10 protein-coding genes and 6 pseudogenes are annotated in these 16,707 nt (G+C 39.3%); 1 reads left to right on the top strand and 15 read right to left on the bottom strand.

The window, feature by feature from the left end; translation table 11 throughout:
• Nucleotides 1-71: 71 nt before the first annotated feature.
• Nucleotides 72-1,025 (bottom strand): annotated as a pseudogene (locus M44_RS29845) (cation-translocating P-type ATPase); the annotation flags it as partial.
• Between the two features lie 26 nt (nt 1,026-1,051).
• The gene (locus M44_RS29840) at nt 1,052-2,173 is read right to left on the bottom strand and encodes a cation-translocating P-type ATPase (RefSeq protein WP_010172341.1); all 1,122 of its coding nucleotides are present in this window, start codon (nt 2,171-2,173) and stop codon (nt 1,052-1,054) included.
• A gap of 155 nt (nt 2,174-2,328) precedes the next feature.
• On the opposite strand from M44_RS29840, the pseudogene M44_RS21190 reads away from it, so the two are divergent.
• Nucleotides 2,329-4,027, top strand: a pseudogene (locus M44_RS21190) (Rqc2 family fibronectin-binding protein).
• 83 nt (nt 4,028-4,110) lie between these two features.
• On the opposite strand, the gene M44_RS07145 reads toward M44_RS21190, so the two are convergent.
• The 13 genes and pseudogenes from M44_RS07145 to M44_RS07080 all read right to left on the bottom strand — a co-directional run bounded on the left by M44_RS07145 (nt 4,111) and on the right by M44_RS07080 (nt 16,607).
• Entirely contained in the window at nt 4,111-4,416 is a 306-nt protein-coding gene (locus M44_RS07145; protein WP_010172338.1) for an MGMT family protein, read from the bottom strand.
• 235 nt (nt 4,417-4,651) lie between these two features.
• Nucleotides 4,652-5,089, bottom strand: coding sequence for a hypothetical protein (locus M44_RS07140; RefSeq protein WP_010172337.1), 438 nt, complete (start codon nt 5,087-5,089; stop codon nt 4,652-4,654).
• A gap of 61 nt (nt 5,090-5,150) precedes the next feature.
• Nucleotides 5,151-5,657: a CBO0543 family protein gene (locus M44_RS07135; RefSeq protein ID WP_029326774.1), complete on the bottom strand. Its 507-nt coding sequence runs from the start codon at nt 5,655-5,657 to the stop codon at nt 5,151-5,153.
• A gap of 125 nt (nt 5,658-5,782) precedes the next feature.
• Nucleotides 5,783-6,178, bottom strand: a complete 396-nt coding sequence (gene spxA, locus M44_RS07130) for a transcriptional regulator SpxA (protein ID WP_010172333.1) — start codon at nt 6,176-6,178, stop codon at nt 5,783-5,785.
• Nucleotides 6,179-6,240: 62 nt separating this feature from the next.
• Nucleotides 6,241-6,615: a MarR family winged helix-turn-helix transcriptional regulator gene (locus tag M44_RS07125; protein WP_237705221.1), complete on the bottom strand. Its 375-nt coding sequence runs from the start codon at nt 6,613-6,615 to the stop codon at nt 6,241-6,243.
• Nucleotides 6,616-7,144: 529 nt separating this feature from the next.
• Nucleotides 7,145-7,776 (bottom strand): annotated as a pseudogene (gene pyrE / locus M44_RS21185) (orotate phosphoribosyltransferase).
• Complete coding sequence (pyrF, locus tag M44_RS07110) at nt 7,757-8,476, bottom strand: orotidine-5'-phosphate decarboxylase (protein ID WP_010172326.1); 720 nt, start codon at nt 8,474-8,476, stop codon at nt 7,757-7,759. Before pyrF ends, pyrE begins: the two are co-directional and overlap by 20 nt.
• Nucleotides 8,448-9,386, bottom strand: a complete 939-nt coding sequence (locus tag M44_RS07105) for a dihydroorotate dehydrogenase (protein WP_010172324.1) — start codon at nt 9,384-9,386, stop codon at nt 8,448-8,450. Before M44_RS07105 ends, pyrF begins: the two co-directional genes overlap by 29 nt.
• Nucleotides 9,383-10,152: pseudogene (locus M44_RS07100) on the bottom strand (dihydroorotate dehydrogenase electron transfer subunit). Before M44_RS07100 ends, M44_RS07105 begins: the two are co-directional and overlap by 4 nt.
• Nucleotides 10,149-13,358, bottom strand: a pseudogene (gene carB, locus M44_RS21180) (carbamoyl-phosphate synthase large subunit). The pseudogenes M44_RS07100 and carB overlap by 4 nt, the downstream one beginning before the upstream one ends.
• Nucleotides 13,351-14,439 (bottom strand): carbamoyl phosphate synthase small subunit, encoded by a 1,089-nt coding sequence (locus M44_RS07090; protein WP_029326772.1) that lies wholly within the window; start codon nt 14,437-14,439, stop codon nt 13,351-13,353. Before M44_RS07090 ends, carB begins: the two are co-directional and overlap by 8 nt.
• A pseudogene (locus M44_RS21175) lies at nt 14,439-15,714 on the bottom strand (dihydroorotase). Before M44_RS21175 ends, M44_RS07090 begins: the two are co-directional and overlap by 1 nt.
• The gene (locus M44_RS07080; protein WP_010172315.1) at nt 15,702-16,607 is read right to left on the bottom strand and encodes an aspartate carbamoyltransferase catalytic subunit; all 906 of its coding nucleotides are present in this window, start codon (nt 16,605-16,607) and stop codon (nt 15,702-15,704) included. The pseudogene M44_RS21175 and the gene M44_RS07080 overlap by 13 nt, the downstream one beginning before the upstream one ends.
• Nucleotides 16,608-16,707: the final 100 nt, after the last annotated feature.

Below are 16,707 nucleotides of genomic sequence, written 5' to 3'. Positions count from 1 at the left end.
CAAAGAATTTGAATTGGGACGAGAGGTAAAGGAAGGGCTAAAAGCATAGCAAACAGCATCACAAGTATTTCTCCTACATTGGAAGCAAGTAAATATCGTATGAATTTGCGAATGTTTTCATAAATGTTTCGCCCTTCCATAATCGCTGTTTTAATCGTCGCAAAATGATCGTCCATCAACACAAGGGACGATGCTTCTTTCGCGACATCCGTTCCTGTTATCCCCATTGCAATACCTATATCTGCCGATTTAATGGCTGGTGCATCATTGACTCCATCGCCTGTCATCGCCACGATATGACCCTTACGTTGTAACGATTTTACAATAGTCAGCTTATGCTCGGGTGTAACCCTTGCAAAAACCGTAATGTCTTCAATCATTTCATCAAGCTCATTTTTGTCTAATAAAGAAAGTGACTTTCCGTCCATTACACGATCCCCGTCATGAAGGATACCTAAGTTCCGGGCAATCGCTTTAGCTGTAATCATATGATCACCTGTAATCATGACTGTTTTAATACCAGCTTCCTTACATTCTTTAATCGCACCTTCTACCTCTTGCCTTGGTGGGTCCATCATTCCTTGTAAACCTATAAAGGTGAAGTCTTTTTCTACTTCGTCCTCTGTATATCCTTTAGCACTTTCATGAATTTCTCTATACGCTACAGCAATCGTACGAAGCGCTTGACTCCCTAATCGTTCAATCATTAGGTTGACTTCTACTTCATCACTTTTAGATAAAAATTTCTTTTTACCATCCCATAAAATACTATCAGACTTTTGTATCAACACATCCGGGGCACCTTTTGTAACCAGCAATCGTTTCCCCCTATGCTCAACAATCATGCTCATCATTTTTCTTGATGAATCAAAAGGAAACTCTTTTAGAATTTTGTATTCTTTCAGTACATTTGGTTTTCTGAAACCTGCTTTCATGGCTGCAACCATCATGGCTCCTTCAGTAGGGTCCCCCTCTAGTACATAATGATCGTCCTGATAATGGATACTTGCATGATTACAAATCATCCCATATTGTAGTAAACGTTGAATATTTATATGATCAGAAGGAGCAAATTTCTCTTCCCCTCATAAAAATTCCCTTCAGGCTCATACCCATTCCCAGAGACTGTGTAGGATTTACCACTTGTCCAAATAGTTGTCACAGTCATTTTATTTTGAGTTAACGTACCGGTTTTATCAGAGCAAATAACAGATGCACACCCAAGTGTTTCAACTGCCGGAAGCTTTCTGACAATCGCTTTTTGTTTAATCATTCGCTGAACGCCTAGTGATAGTGCAACCGTCACAATGGCTGGAAGCCCTTCTGGAATAGCTGCTACCGCTAATGAAACTCCAGCTAAAAACATAGTATACAAGTCCTGACCTTGAAGCACACCTAGTAAAACGACGAGTAGCGTTAATAATAAGGCCCCAACAATGAGGATTTTTCCAAGTTGATCGAGTCTTCTTTGTAGAGGTGTCTCCATCGTTTCAGCCGTTTGAAGTAAGTTGGCGATTTGTCCCATCGCTGTCTTCATCCCGATCTGAGTAACAACTCCAACACCATTCCCTCTTGTTACAAGCGTCCCCATAAACGCCATATTATGCATATCGCCTAGATTAATATTGCCTTCTTTAATAGGAGTTGTGTTCTTTTGAACCGGCATACTTTCCCCTGTTAAAGCAGATTCTTCGATTTCAAGATTAGAGGTATGGATGAGTCTAACATCAGCACCAATTCGGTCACCGGCTTCGAACTTTAATACATCTCCTGGAACTACTTCTCTAGAAGGGATTCTTGTCCATTTTCCATTTCTTAGTGCCATGACCTGGGGTGCAGATAGCTGTTTTAAAGCTTGTAGCGACCTTTCTGCTTTACGCTCTTGATAAAATCCTAATATGCCGTTTACAAGTACAATGGCGATAATCGCAATCGCATCAATGTATTCCCCTAAAAGGCCAGAAATTAAGGTGGCTGCAAGTAAAATCAGAACCATAAAGTCCTTAAATTGGCTGAAAAACAGGAGGATGGCTGACTGCTTTTCTTCTTCTTCTAATTCGTTGTATCCTACCTTCTTTTGTCGCTGTTCAATGAGTCCACTTGAGAGACCCCCTTGAAGGTCTGTATCTAATCCCGCTTCAATCTCTCTTTCTTCCATGGAATGAAAGTTCATCTCATACCCTCCTACTAACCGTAAGTATTCATCTATCTTCATCCTATTCAGCCTTGTCCAAAAAAATGATAGCTTCTGACTTTTCATTTGATATTAAGCGAGACTAGAGTACAATGGTAATTAAACTGAAACTTATAGATAAAGGAAGAATAACAATGTCATTTGATGGATTATTTACAAAAAGCATGGTGAATGAATTGCAACCACTTATCGGCGGTAGAATTAATAAAGTTCACCAACCTTTTAAATTAGAAATACTACTCAACATTCGAGCAAACGGAAAAAATCAAAAGCTACTTCTTTCCTCACACCCTAGCTATGCACGCGTTCAACTTACGGAACAAAGTTACGATAACCCAACTACACCCCCAATGTTTTGTATGCTCCTTAGAAAACATCTTGAGGGATACATTATTGAAAATATTTATCAAAAAGACCTAGAACGTATGATTATTATGGAAGTGAAAGGTCGAAATGAAATTGGAGACATTTCTTATAAGCAGTTAATCATTGAAATTATGGGGCGTCATAGCAATATCATATTAGTAGATAAAGAACGGGGAATGATCTTAGATAGTATTAAACATGTTTCTTTTGCCTTAAATAGCTATCGTAGTATAGTACCAGGACAAACATATAAGTACCCACCAGCTCAGGAAAAGAACAATCCACTTGTTGCAACAAAAGATGATGTATTACGTACGTTAGACTTTACTAGCGGTAAATTAGACAAACAAATTGTTAATGCGTATAGTGGTGTGTCACCGCTATTAGCGAAGGAGATTATTTTTTGGGCGGGACTTGCCAATCGTGACAGTGTTCCTACCTCATTTGTTCAAGTACTTCATCACTTTAACGAAAATATACTAAGTCCTAGTTTAATGGTAAACGAGAAGGAATATTTCTATGCATTCCCAATCAATCATACTGCTTCAGACGTAGTAACGTTTCCTTCATTAAGTTCATTACTTGATCGATTTTATGACCAAAAAGCTGAACGTGATCGTGTTAAGCAACAAGGTCATGATTTAGAACGATTACTAAAAAATGAACGAGAAAAGAATGTGACGAAAATTACTAAACTTGAAGATACACAAAGAGAAGCTGCCAATGCTGACACATTTCAATTATATGGTGAATTATTAACAGCCAACATGTATCAAATCAAACAAGGGATGAAAGAAATTAGCGTTGTAAATTATTATGAGGAAGATGGGAGCACCATTACCATAACCTTGGACCCTCGAAAATCTCCTTCTGATAATGCCCAGAAGTATTTCACTAAGTATCAGAAAAGTAAAACAGCCTTGAAAATGGTCGCTGTACAAATTGAGAAAGCATTGGAAGAAATTGAGTATTTAGATACGCTTATCCAACAACTAGAAAGCGCATCAACTCAAGACTTAGAGGAAATTCGAGAAGAACTTAGAGAAGAAGGGTATTTAAAAAAGGTATTCACTAAGAAAAAGAAAAGTACGCAAAAACCAAACTTAGATGAATACAGAGCATCTGATGGAACAACCATTTTAGTAGGAAAAAACAACAAACAAAATGATTACCTAACCAATAAACTAGCTCACCGAGAAGACATTTGGTTACATACAAAAGATATTCCAGGATCACACGTTGTTATCCGGAGCAATGACCCTAGTGAAGAAACCATCCTAGAAGCAGCCATTCTATCCGCTTATTTTAGTAAAGCAAAGGAATCAAGTTCAGTACCTGTTGATTTCACAAAAATTAAACATGTAAAAAAACCAAAATGGGTCAAAGCCTGGATTTGTCACCTATGATCATCAGCAGACCGTATTCGTAACCCCAAGCATTGACCAAGTTCGAGCATTAAAAGCATAAAAAATGCCCCTTTTGGCAGTAAACCCAATCAGTTAGAGTAAAATATCTATCTATTGGGGTTTACTACCGATATGGGGCATTTTTTACTCTGACATCCACTGAAATTCATCTAGGTTAATCACACCTTGTTGAACGGTAATTCCTTCTGCTTCTAACCGTGTGATTTGCTCCATTTTTGCATCATCAGACCGGAGAGCAATCTCCCCCTTTTTATTGACCACTCGATGCCATGGTAAGTGATACTTTTCACTCATACTATGTAATATTCTCACCACTTGTCTAGCCGCTTTTGGGCTTCCAGCCATATAAGCAACCTGACCATATGTCATGACTTTTCCCTTAGGAATCTCACTTATAATCATTAACGTTCGTTCTGTAAATTCTGTCATTGGAAACACCTTTTTCTACCCTAGCAATCTACATTATTTTACTTTTTTAATTGTTTGGTCAACAGCTTCTTGAATAAGAACTGTAATCTGCAATCGTTTAGCTTCTTTAATAAATCTATCAAGGACTTTATCTTCAGTTATAACAACAATATCACTAGCTAGTGAAAGCCTTTTAACAATCTTTATTCTGTACCCGTTATTTATTTCTTGACTTAACCCATATAAAGGATGCCATTTAATTATTTTTTCTTATTTCAATAAAAGAAATCTTTTCTTTATTATACAGTTTGTTTTTTACAATGAGACCATGCTCGACAATATAAAGATTTCGTACTCGTAGATTAAACCCTGTAAAAACTGTTGTTATGATATACAAGAATAATGGTAAAGTACTAAGATTCACTGGACCATACTTTAACAAAATGAGATAAATCACGATTGTCACAACAATCGCAATAAGATTTCCTCTAATGACCCATTTGTAAGAGGATGAATTTTCGTTCACAGGCTCCATTTGCTCCCATTCATTAGGAAAGAGAATGGACTTCATCTCAGGCTCATTTGGGAAGTAACTTGATTTAGAAGCGACCATTGTCTTTTTTAAGTGAACAATGGAGTTGATAGCAAAATAGATTGTGAATAAAGAAACAACCGTAAGAATAACTTGTAACACACTATTCCCCCTTCTCTTACATTTACGACTAATGAGTGAGTAAGGTTTCAAAATTAGACACCTAGAGAATGGAAAAATCAAACTTCCAAAGATAAAAAGTAATCAAGCCAAAAGATATTACTAATGCACGTAAAGGATAAACATGATGCAGTCTCAAAAGTGGGAACATCGTACAATAAAAAAATAAGGTCCACCATATAGTCCATCCATTAAAGTATTCAATAGAATGAAGTTTCGCTGCAAGCGTTTCAATACTCATCGATACCGTAATATATTTAGCATAATGATAGAATTGTACTCGTCTGTTGTCTGAATAATTCCCTAAAAACATAACCACTATAGCAGGATAAACAAGAAAGGTATACAACACATCCGTTACAAACATGCTGACAAAGAGCTTTTTCAATTCCCACACTCGATCAATGGTAAAAGAAATATACTGATAAAACAAATTAAAAAACGAGAAATAATACATTGTGGGTAAATATTCTCTCCAGTTTCTCCAATTTCCTTTTCGCAAAGAAAATAAGATGATTGTTGTTATAATAAAAGCATGGTACAACTTCATCACCGCAATCCAAAATAGAATTTCTCCTATTTTATGTAAAATGATACAGTCTTATCCCCTAGACAAACCGGTGACGAATAAGATGAGATAAAAAAGCTGCCCTTTTTGGTAAGGACAGCTTTTGATTAGTTTGCTAAATCTAACAATCTTCTCACTTCATATTCACGCACTTTTCTAGGTAAGAAGCTACGAATTTCCTCGTCATTAAACCCTACCTGTAATCGTTTTTCATCCATAATGATCGGTCGTTTTAAAATACTTGGATTATCGCGAACAACACCATAAAGTTCAGTGATGCTTAAATCTTCTATATCAAGTCCAAGCTCTTGAAATGCTTTAGAACGTTCTGAAATAATTTCAGATGTACCGTCTTCTGTCATTCTAATAATCGCTTTGAACTCATCTAACGTTAGTTCTTCTTTAAAAATATTGATTTCTTTATACTCTAATCCTTGCTCTTCAAACCAAGCCTTCGCTTTACGACAAGAAGCACAACTAGGTGTAATATATAAATTAATCAATTCCTTTACCTCCTAAACATTGTACAAACAATAGTTGTACATGCATGTATTAAGTAAAATTTTTAACCAAGGTTACAAGCGACTCTTTTTAATACATCCTTACATAACGCCATCTCAGCTGGACTAATCCCAACGGTAGCACGGTCGATGGTTTGCTGCGCAATTTCACTCAGCTTCTCTTGAAGTTCTTTTCCATTTGCCGTTAAATATATTTCTTTTATGCGACGGTCCGCTGCACTTGGTTGACGAGTTAAATAATTGTGTTTTTCTAAGTTATCGATAAGTCTCGAAGTACAGGTTTGATCGCGGCTTGTCATCGATGCTATTTCATTTTGAGTTCTTCCATCTTGATTCCAGAGTTGCGTAAGAACTGTCCATTGCTCATACGTAATATCATATCCCGCTTGCTTAAAACTTGTAGCTATACTGTTTACCATGTTTTTACCCGCAAGGTTTATGACGAAACATATAGAATCATTGAGGTTATAGTTTTGCATATCACTTGACCTCCTTATTCAATATCTTAACATTAAACAATTGCATCTGCAAGTATTATTTTGAGTGTCATTTCTTTTATGATACCTATAGGTTAAGACTATACTTTTACTGGGTTATCTGTCCATCAGCATTGGAGTTCGACACGATTGGTTCTTTTATGTTGGATCTTCGGCAGGTTCGCGCGCTCTTTCTTGTTCACTGTGCTAATTATTCGTGTCATTGCGTTTAATTATACTCGGCTCACGCCCGGCTTTCTCTCTCAGGCGTTTTCTTCTCGGTTCTCTGGCAACTCCCCGCTTGTTTTCTTGTCCACTACGCTCTTTTCCAACAACCTTGCGCCTAATTTCACTCGCCTCGCGCCTTCCCTTCGCCCGGCCTACATCTGCCATTCACTTCTCTATTTAAAATACTTCAATACCTCGCAATTCATACAAAAAAGGCTATCCTACAACAGGATAACCTTACTGTTTAGTTTGGAAGTTTTCCCCATGCTTCTGGGGCTTTACTCCAGCTTTCAAGATTGGCAAATTCAGCTTCAGTTATTACATTTTCTTTAGCGGCAACTTCAAGAAGTGTTTGATAGTCCGTTAGGGTTTCCCATTTAATCCTTCTTGTTCAAGTAATGCCTCTGCTTGTTTGAACCCATATGTAAAGATTGCCACTACGCCAATTACTTCACATCCTGCTTCTTTAAGCGCTTTTACAGCTGTTAGAACACTTCCACCAGTTGAAATTAAATCTTCAATGACAACCACTTTCTGACCCTCATTCACTCTACCTTCGATTTGGCTACCTTTCCCATGTCCTTTCGCTTTTGAGCGAACGTAGCACATAGGAAGACGTAATCGGTCACTTACCCAAGCAGCATGTGGAATTCCTGCAGTTGCTGTTCCTGCAATCATTTCTGCTTCAGGAAAGATTTTTTCGATTTTATCCACTAGTCCTGTTGCAATAACTTCTCTTACCTTTGGATACGAAAGGGTTAAACGATTATCACAGTATATTGGCGACTTCATGCCAGAAGACCATGTGTATGGCTCAGTTGTTTGCAACGAGACGGCACGGATATCAAGTAAGTGCTTAGCAATACTTTTTCTCATGTTCTAGCCCCCATAATTTTGAAATTTCATTGTATGCTTGAACAGCATCGCTAGATTTTGTGATACTTCTTCCTACTACTATATGAGTTGAGCCTAGTTTTCTTGCATCACAAGGAGTTGTCACTCTTTTTTGATCATGATGATCCCCATGTGGTAAGCGAATTCCAGGGGTGACTCGTAAGAATTCATCTCCACAAAGCTTTCGAACCAAGTCAGCTTCATATGGAGAACAAACAACACCATCTAGTCCAGCTTCTTTAGCAAGTATACTATATCTTTTCACAGAGTCTACTAATGTACTTGAGATTCCTTGTTCCTGTCTCATTTGTGATTCTGTAGTAGATGTGAGTTGGGTCACCGCAATAAGCTTAGGTACTACACCCTTTGATCCACGCTCAAGGCCATCCATCGCTCTCATCATCATGTCCTTTCCACCCGCTGCATGGACATTGATCATGTCAACTTCAAGCTTGGCTAGCCCTTGCATTGCACGGCCTACAGTGTTTGGGATGTCATGGAGCTTTAAATCTAGGAAAATTCGATGACCCTTATCTTTTATTCGCTGAATCACTTCAGGACCGTTTTGAAGATACAGCTCCATGCCCACTTTTACAAACAAGGGTTGAGAGAAATGATGTAAAAATGAATCTACTTCTTCTGATGATTCAAAGTCAAGCGCTATAAGTGGCTCTTTTTCCATTTGGCAGGCTCCTTCCCTGTAACTCTAAAATATGCTGCACACCGAGTGCGTCAAGCTTTTCAGGTAAATCATGAATAATGGTAGGGCATACAAATGGATCAATGAAATTTGCTGTACCAACTGCGACTGCACTTGCACCTACTGAAATAAAATCAATAACATCTTGAGCTGATTGAATACCACCCATGCCAATAATCGGAAGATCTACATGCTGCGCTACTTCATAAATCATTCGAAGCGCTACAGGTTTAATCGCAGGACCAGAAAGTCCACCTGTTTTATTAGCGAGGATTGGTAAACCTGTTTTTTCATCAAGGGTCATACCAATAAGGGTATTGATCATCGTAATCCCGTCAGCACCACCCTGCTCCACTGCTTTTGCCATGGCTACGATATCAGATACATTTGGACTTAATTTGACGTATACCGGGACACTGGAGACTTCTTTTACTGCTTTCGTCAATTCCATAGCTACTTCTGGGATGGTTCCAAATGCAATACCGCCTGTTTTTACGTTCGGACACGAGATATTTAATTCTAGGGCATTTACATTTGATACCGTTGACATTTCTTTTGCCACTTGAACGTAATCTTCTGTTACACTACCTGCCACATTCGCAATGATTGGAACGTCAAATTGTTTTAACCTTTCTAGTTCACTCTCTATTACACCTTCAAGTCCAGGATTTTGGAGTCCTATGGCATTCAACATGCCACTTGAAGTCTCAGCGACTCTAGGTGTTGGATTTCCAAATCGTGGCAGAGGGGTAGTAGCTTTTATCATAATGGCTCCTAAGCAAGACAAATCATATAGCCTGCTATACTCCTGGCCAAACCCAAAGCATCCAGAGGCAGGCATAATTGGATTCTTTAGTTGCAAACCTGGTAAATGGATGGATAGTCTACTCACAGAACAACCTCCCCTGCTTTAAAAACTGGGCCGTCACTACAAACTTTACATAAGCGTTCCCTGTGGGATCTGATTGTCTATGACACACACACGCGAAGCATGCTCCAATCCCACACCCCATTCGTTCTTCTAAAGAAATATATCCATTAGCTGTTGTTAATGTTTCTTCTAATGCCTTTAACATCACTTTCGGTCCACAAGAATAATATTCATCATAATCGATATTCTTTTCTCTTAGGCAGTCTGTAACAAATCCCTTTGATCCTAGTGTGCCGTCTACTGTTGCAATATGGGTGGTACCTAATAGGCTAAATTCTTTTAAATAAAAGGCTACTGAGCTTGTTTGGAATCCAAGTACATGTGTAACCTCTACACCTTTCGATACAAGCTGTTTAGACAGTTCATAAAGGGGAGGTACTCCTATCCCTCCTCCAATTAAAAGAGCCTTTTGTCCTTTTTCTAAATGAACAGGAAACCCGTGACCTAATGGACCTAATACATCTAGGGTATCTCCTGGTTTTTTTGTAGAGAGAAGGGTCGTTCCTTTTCCTTCTTTTCTATAAATCATAGTAAACGCTTCATCGTGATGGTTAATGCTTGCAATACTTATTGGCCTTCTCAGTAAAGGCTCTCCTTCTCCAACTTTAATGTGAACAAATTGTCCTGGAGAATTCATATCCTGCACTAACGTACCCTCTACCTCCAGCTCATAAATATTGTGGGCAATTTCTTGATGATAGCGTATTGTCATCAATTCCTTTCTCATTGTGTCACCACGTTTCGTTTCACTGGAAGTGGTAATGCTTCACTTGAGAATGTCATACTTTCGATCACTTGAAGAATGGCCTCAGCTGTATCAAGGCTAGTTAAACATGGGATCCCATTTTCAACCGCCTCTCTTCTAATTCTAAATCCATCACGTGCTGGCTGTTTTCCTTTGGTTAATGTATTAATAATAAGCTGTGTCTGTCCATCTTGAATTACATTTAAAAGGGTAGGACCCTTTGATCCAATTTTATCCACTTCTTCTACAGCAATTTCCGCTTCTTGAAGTACTTCCGCTGTTCCTTTAGTCGCCATAATTCGGTACCCAATATTGACAAAACGCTTTGCAAGAAGGACTGCTTCCTCTTTGTCTTTATCTGCAACGGTTAGTAGTACAGATCCATGATCTTTAATATTCATGCCTGCAGCAACTAGCCCTTTGTAGAGTGCCTTTTCAAGAGTGGTATCTTTCCCCATGACTTCACCAGTCGATTTCATCTCTGGTCCAAGCGTGATATCAAGTCGTCTTAGCTTTGCAAAAGAGAACACAGGTACTTTTACGTAAACCCCTGGTTTTCCTCAAGTAACCCCGTTTTGTATCCTAGTTCCTTTAATGAGGCTCCTAATATAACCTTTGTTGCTACATTTGCCATTGGTACTTCCGTTATTTTACTTAAAAAAGGGATCGTTCTACTTGATCTTGGATTTACTTCAAGAACGAAAATTTCACCTTTTGATACGACATATTGAATATTTAACAGCCCTTTAATTTTCAATCCGCGCGCTAACTTTACAGTATATTGTTCAATCAAAGCTTTTTGCTCTAGTGTTAATTTTTGCGGAGGGTATACAGCAATACTATCTCCTGAATGCACCCCAGCACGCTCAATATGCTCCATAATACCTGGAATGACGACATCTTCTCCGTCAGAAATGGCATCCACTTCAATTTCGCGCCCTGTTAAATATCTGTCAATTAAAACGGGGTGGGCAGGATTAACTTTCACTGCATGGTGCATATAGTGAAGGAGCTCTTCTTCCTGGTACACGATTTCCATGGCTCTTCCGCCAAGTACGTAAGATGGTCTGACGAGAACGGGATAACCGATTTCAGCTGCGATTGATAAGGCTCCTTCTATTGAAGTGGCCGTTTTCCAAGTGGTTGAGGAATCTCTAATCTTGTAAGAGCTGCTTCAAACTTGTCTCGATTCTCTGCTCGGTCCATATCTTCAAGATCAGTACCAAGAATTGTAACGCCTCTTGCTACAAGCTGATCCGCTAAGTTAATCGCTGTTTGTCCTCCAAATTGTACAATGACTCCTTTTGGGTTCTCTAAATCGATTATGTTCATCACATCTTCAATAGTTAAAGGTTCAAAGTACAGTTTGTCGCTAATGCTAAAATCCGTTGATACAGTTTCTGGATTGTTATTGACAATAATCGCTTCATACCCTGCTTCTTTAATGGCCCATACAGAGTGTACCGTAGCATAATCAAATTCAACCCCCCTGCCCAATCCGGATAGGACCAGATCCGAGTACAATGACGCTCTCTTTATCAGTAGCGACACTTTCATTTTCTTCTTCATAGGTACCATAAAAGTAAGGAGTCTCGGAGTGAAACTCTGCTGCACAAGTATCGACCATTTTATAGACAGCAGAAATTCCAGCATCTTTTCGCCATTGATAAAACGTACTTTCCTTCGATTTCCAAAGCTCACTCACTTTATAATCAGAGAATCCTAGTCTCTTAGCCTTTAACGCCCACTCTTTCTCAAAAGGATGATCCATTAAGACTTTCTCAAACTGAAGAATTTTTCGTATTTTGTACAAAGAAAAATAAGTCAATTTGACTCCATTCATGTATGGTTTCGATTGTTACTCCTCTTCTTATTGCTTCAGCAATATAAAAGAGGCGCTCGTCTCCGGCTTTTCGAATACGTTTTTCAATGAGTTCATCACTAAAGGTGTGTCCATCTTCTAATTCAAGGTGAAACACATTACTTTCAAGGGAGCGTACGGCTTTCAATAGCGATTCTTCAAACGTTCGCCCAATTGCCATCACTTCTCCAGTCGCTTTCATCTGCGTGCCTAAATTACGCTTGGCTGATTCAAATTTATCAAAAGGCCATCTTGGAATCTTTGTGACCACATAGTCCAAAGCTGGCTCAAAGCTTGCATAAGTGTTACCTGTTACAGGATTCATCATTTCATCTAGTGTTAACCCAACGGCAATTTTTGCAGCTAATTTGGCGATGGGATATCCTGTTGCTTTACTTGCTAAGGCGGAGGATCGACTCACCCTTGGATTTACTTCAATAATATAATATTGGAAGCTATTTGGATCTAGTGCTAATTGGACATTACAGCCACCTTCTATCCCAAGGGCTCTTATTATTTTTAATGAGGTGTTTCGTAGCATTTGATATTCTCTGTCACTTAATGTTTGGCTTGGTGCTACTACAATCGAATCTCCTGTGTGAATTCCGACTGGATCAAAGTTCTCCATATTACATACAACGATGGCGTTATCATTGCCATCTCTCATAACCTCGTATTCTATTTCTTTAAAGCCTGCAATACTTTTCTCTACTAAACACTGTGTAACAGGGCTATATTTCAGTCCAGATGTTACAATTTCCTCGAGTTCCTCTTCATTATGACAAATCCCTCCACCAGTACCGCCTAGAGTGTAAGCAGGTCTAACAATGACAGGATAGCCAACTTCTTTTACAAATGTTTTCGCTTCAACTACGTTTCGAATGATTTCACTCTCTGGAACAGGCTCGGATAACTCATTCATAAGATTTCTAAATAAATCTCGGTCTTCTGCTTGCTCTATCGCAGAAAGTTTTGTACCTAGGATCTCCACTCTGCATTCCTCTAATACTCCTGAAGCCGCAAGTTCTACAGCTAGGTTTAATCCCGTTTGTCCTCCAAGTGTAGGTAGGATTGCATGAGGTCTCTCTTTACGGATAATCCGACTGACGAACTCTAAGCTTAGTGGTTCAATGTAGACCTTATCGGCCATTTCTGCGTCCGTCATAATCGTGGCTGGATTTGAATTTACAAGAATGACTCTGTATCCTTCTTCTTTTAACGCAAGACATGCTTGTGTACCTGCGTAATCAAATTCGGCTGCTTGACCAATAATGATTGGACCTGAACCAATGACTAAGATGGATGAAATATCCGTACGTTTAGGCATGAGTTTTCTCCTTTCTATTCTCTTCCATTAAATCTAGGAAGTCATTGAATAACGTATTTGCATCTTCAGGACCAGGTGAAGCTTCGGGATGATATTGGACAGTAAAGGCTGGATATTTCGTATGTGTTAAGCCTTCAATACTTTGATCGTTCAGAGCAATATGGGTAACTTCTAAACCCGTTCCTTCTAAAGAATCTTGATCAACTGAAAACCCGTGATTTTGAGAAGTCAATGCCACTTTACCTGTACGTAAATCCTTCACAGGTTGATTGGCGCCACGGTGGCCAAACTTCATTTTATACGTATCCGCACCACAAGCTAATGCGAACAGTTGATGACCTAGACAGATTCCAAACAACGGAATTTCACCAAGTAGTTCCTGAATCATGTTAATCCCTTCCTGAACATCTTTTGGGTCTCCTGGTCCGTTTGATAGCATGATTCCATCTGGATGTAATTGTCTAATTTCCTCGGCAGTTGTGTTATATGGCACAACAATCACATCACAGTTCCTACGATTCAACTCACGAAGTATTCCATGCTTCATACCAAAATCTACTAAAATAACTCTTTTTCCTCTACCAGGTGACGGATACGAAGTTTTGGTGGATACCGTTTTAACTTGATCTGTTGGTAGCTCGGTAGCAATTAGCGTTTGTAGGGCCTCGTGAATGTTTATGTCCACTGGACAAATAATCCCTTTCATCGTGCCGTACTCACGAATTTTTCTTGTTAACTTTCTCGTATCAATTCCTGATATCCCTGGAATGCCCCGCTGTTTTAGCAATGTATCTAATGGAAGTTCATTTCTCCAGTTACTTGGGAAATCGGCTACTTCTCTGACAATCATTCCTTTTATATAGGGAGTAATGCTTTCAAAATCATCTCGGTTTATGCCGTAGTTCCCTATGAGGGGATACGTAAAGGTAATAATTTGTCCACAATAGGAAGGATCTGAAAGAATTTCTTGGTATCCAGTCATACTCGTATTAAATACAACCTCACCGTACGTGTTCACATCTGCACCAAATGCCTCACCATTAAATACCGTTCCATCTTCTAAAAGGAGCATTCTTCTCATCATTGTTCATCCTTCCATACAATTTTTCCCTCTACCAAAGTAGCTACTGGCCAACCCTTCAAACGTTCTCCAGCAAATGGAGTATTTTTTCCTTTGGAGAGGAACGTTGAAGGCTCTACAGCTCGTTCCTCGTCAAGATTAACCAGTGTGATATCTGCTAGACTTCCAACTTCAAGCGTTCCGTACGATAAACGGAAAGATTTTGAAGGCTTTACGGTCATAAAATCAACCAGTTCTTTTAAGCTTAACTTTCCTTCTTGAACACATTTGGTATAGAGGAGAGGAAAGGCAATTCTAACCCACAATACCAAACGGGGCAGCAAGCATTCCTTCTGATTTCTCTGCTTCCGTATGAGGTGCATGATCTGTTGCGATAAAATCAATGGTTCCATCCAGTAACCCTTCCCATAGTGCTTCTTTGTCAGAAAGGCCACGAAGTGGTGGGTTCATTTTATAATTCGCATCATTTCCTGGAATATCTTCTTCACAGAGAAGCAAATGGTGAGGAGTAACTTCTGCCGTTACGTTTATACCCGCTCGCTTAGCATCTCTTACGACTCTTACACTTTCTTTTGTTGAAATATGACAAACGTGATAGTGACATCCTGTTGCTTCAGCAAGTAGCACATCTCTTGCAATGTGTACAGCTTCACTAGCCGATAATATGCCAGGTATTCCAGACGTTTCTGAAAATGCGCCTTTATGTACAGCGCCTCCGTATAGTAATGAATTATCTTCACAATGCGCTACAATAGATTTTCCGATGCGCGCAGCTTCCGTCATGGCTTCAAACATCATACCAGCCGTTTGAACCCCAACACCGTCATCGGTAAAAGCGAACGCTCCCGTTTCACTTAATTCATCAAAGTTCGTTAAGGTCTTGCCTAATTGTCTTACAGTAATCGAAGCATATGGTAACACTCTTACATGGGCAGTTTCTTGAATTCGATTCATTAGCCATTTCATTGTCTCTTGATTGTCCGGCACTGGTCTAGTATTCGGCATATTGGCAATGGTGGTGAATCCACCTTTTGCGGCAGCAAGAGTCCCCGTATAAATCGTTTCTTTTTTCTCTCCTCCTGGTTCACGAAGATGAACATGGAGATCTACAAACCCAGGTAAAATGACGTGTCCTTTTGCATCAATAACGGATTCATCCTGTACAGAAAGAGTTTCTGCCATATCCACAATTTTGCCATTCTTTATCCGAAGGTCTCTCTTAACAAGCTCTCCCTCTTGGTCTAGCACTCTACCATTTTGAATTAGCCAATCCATCCTTCTTCCCCCTTATGTAATGCTCTTTTTATGACACTCATTCGTATATAAACACCATTTTCCATTTGCTTGAAAATTCTCGATCGTGGCGCTTCTATCAATTCGGAGGCAATTTCTACATCACGATTTACTGGAGCAGGGTGCATCACAATGCTTCCTTGTTTCATTCGATTGTACCGTTCTATCGTTAAGCCATACTGTTGATGATATTCTTCTTGTGTCAGGTGGGCTGTTTCCTTGTGACGTTCATGCTGTATCCTTAGTAGCATTACCACATCACTTTCCATAACAGCTTCATCTACAGGTAAAAAAGGACCGTGTTGGTTATATTCTTCATCGAACCAATCCTCTGGTCCTGAGAAGATAACGTTTGCTCCAAGCTTTGTTAGCGCTTCTGCGTTACTTCTAGCAACCCGACTATGACGGAGATCTCCTATGATACTGACGGTCAGATTCTCAAATTGCTGAAACTCTTCTTTGATCGTAAACAAGTCTAATAAACATTGTGTAGGATGATTTCCACTCCCATCTCCCCCGTTTAAAATAGGAATATTTATACCATCTACTAGTTGAGAGAAGTAGGAATCTTCAGGATGGCGAATGACCACTAGCTTAACCCCAATACTTTCTAGGGTCTTCACTGTATCGTATAGCGTTTCTCCTTTTACAGTGGAGCTCGTTGTAGTTTCAAACGGAATCACTTGCAAACCAAGTCGTTTTTCGGCTATTTCAAAACTCATCTTAGTTCTTGTACTCGCTTCGAAGAACAAATTGGAAACAAATACTTGATCTGATGGCAACCAAGTTTCTCCGTTTTTAAAACGATCTGCTTGGGTAAGTATATGGTGAATTTCATCCGTACTTAAGTCTTTTATCGTAAATAAATGATTCATGCGCCTTTCCTCCCTTTTTATAAAAACACCCTTAACAGTGTCAAGGGTGTACGGAAAGAAGCATCGGAATACATCCCTGCCTCTTTAAAACCCTTGCTGG

The sequence above is a fragment of the Bacillus coahuilensis m4-4 genome, from assembly GCF_000171615.1.
GTDB lineage: Bacteria > Bacillota > Bacilli > Bacillales > Bacillaceae_K > Bacillus_T > Bacillus_T coahuilensis.
This window is presented reverse-complemented; position numbering and strand designations above follow the sequence as displayed.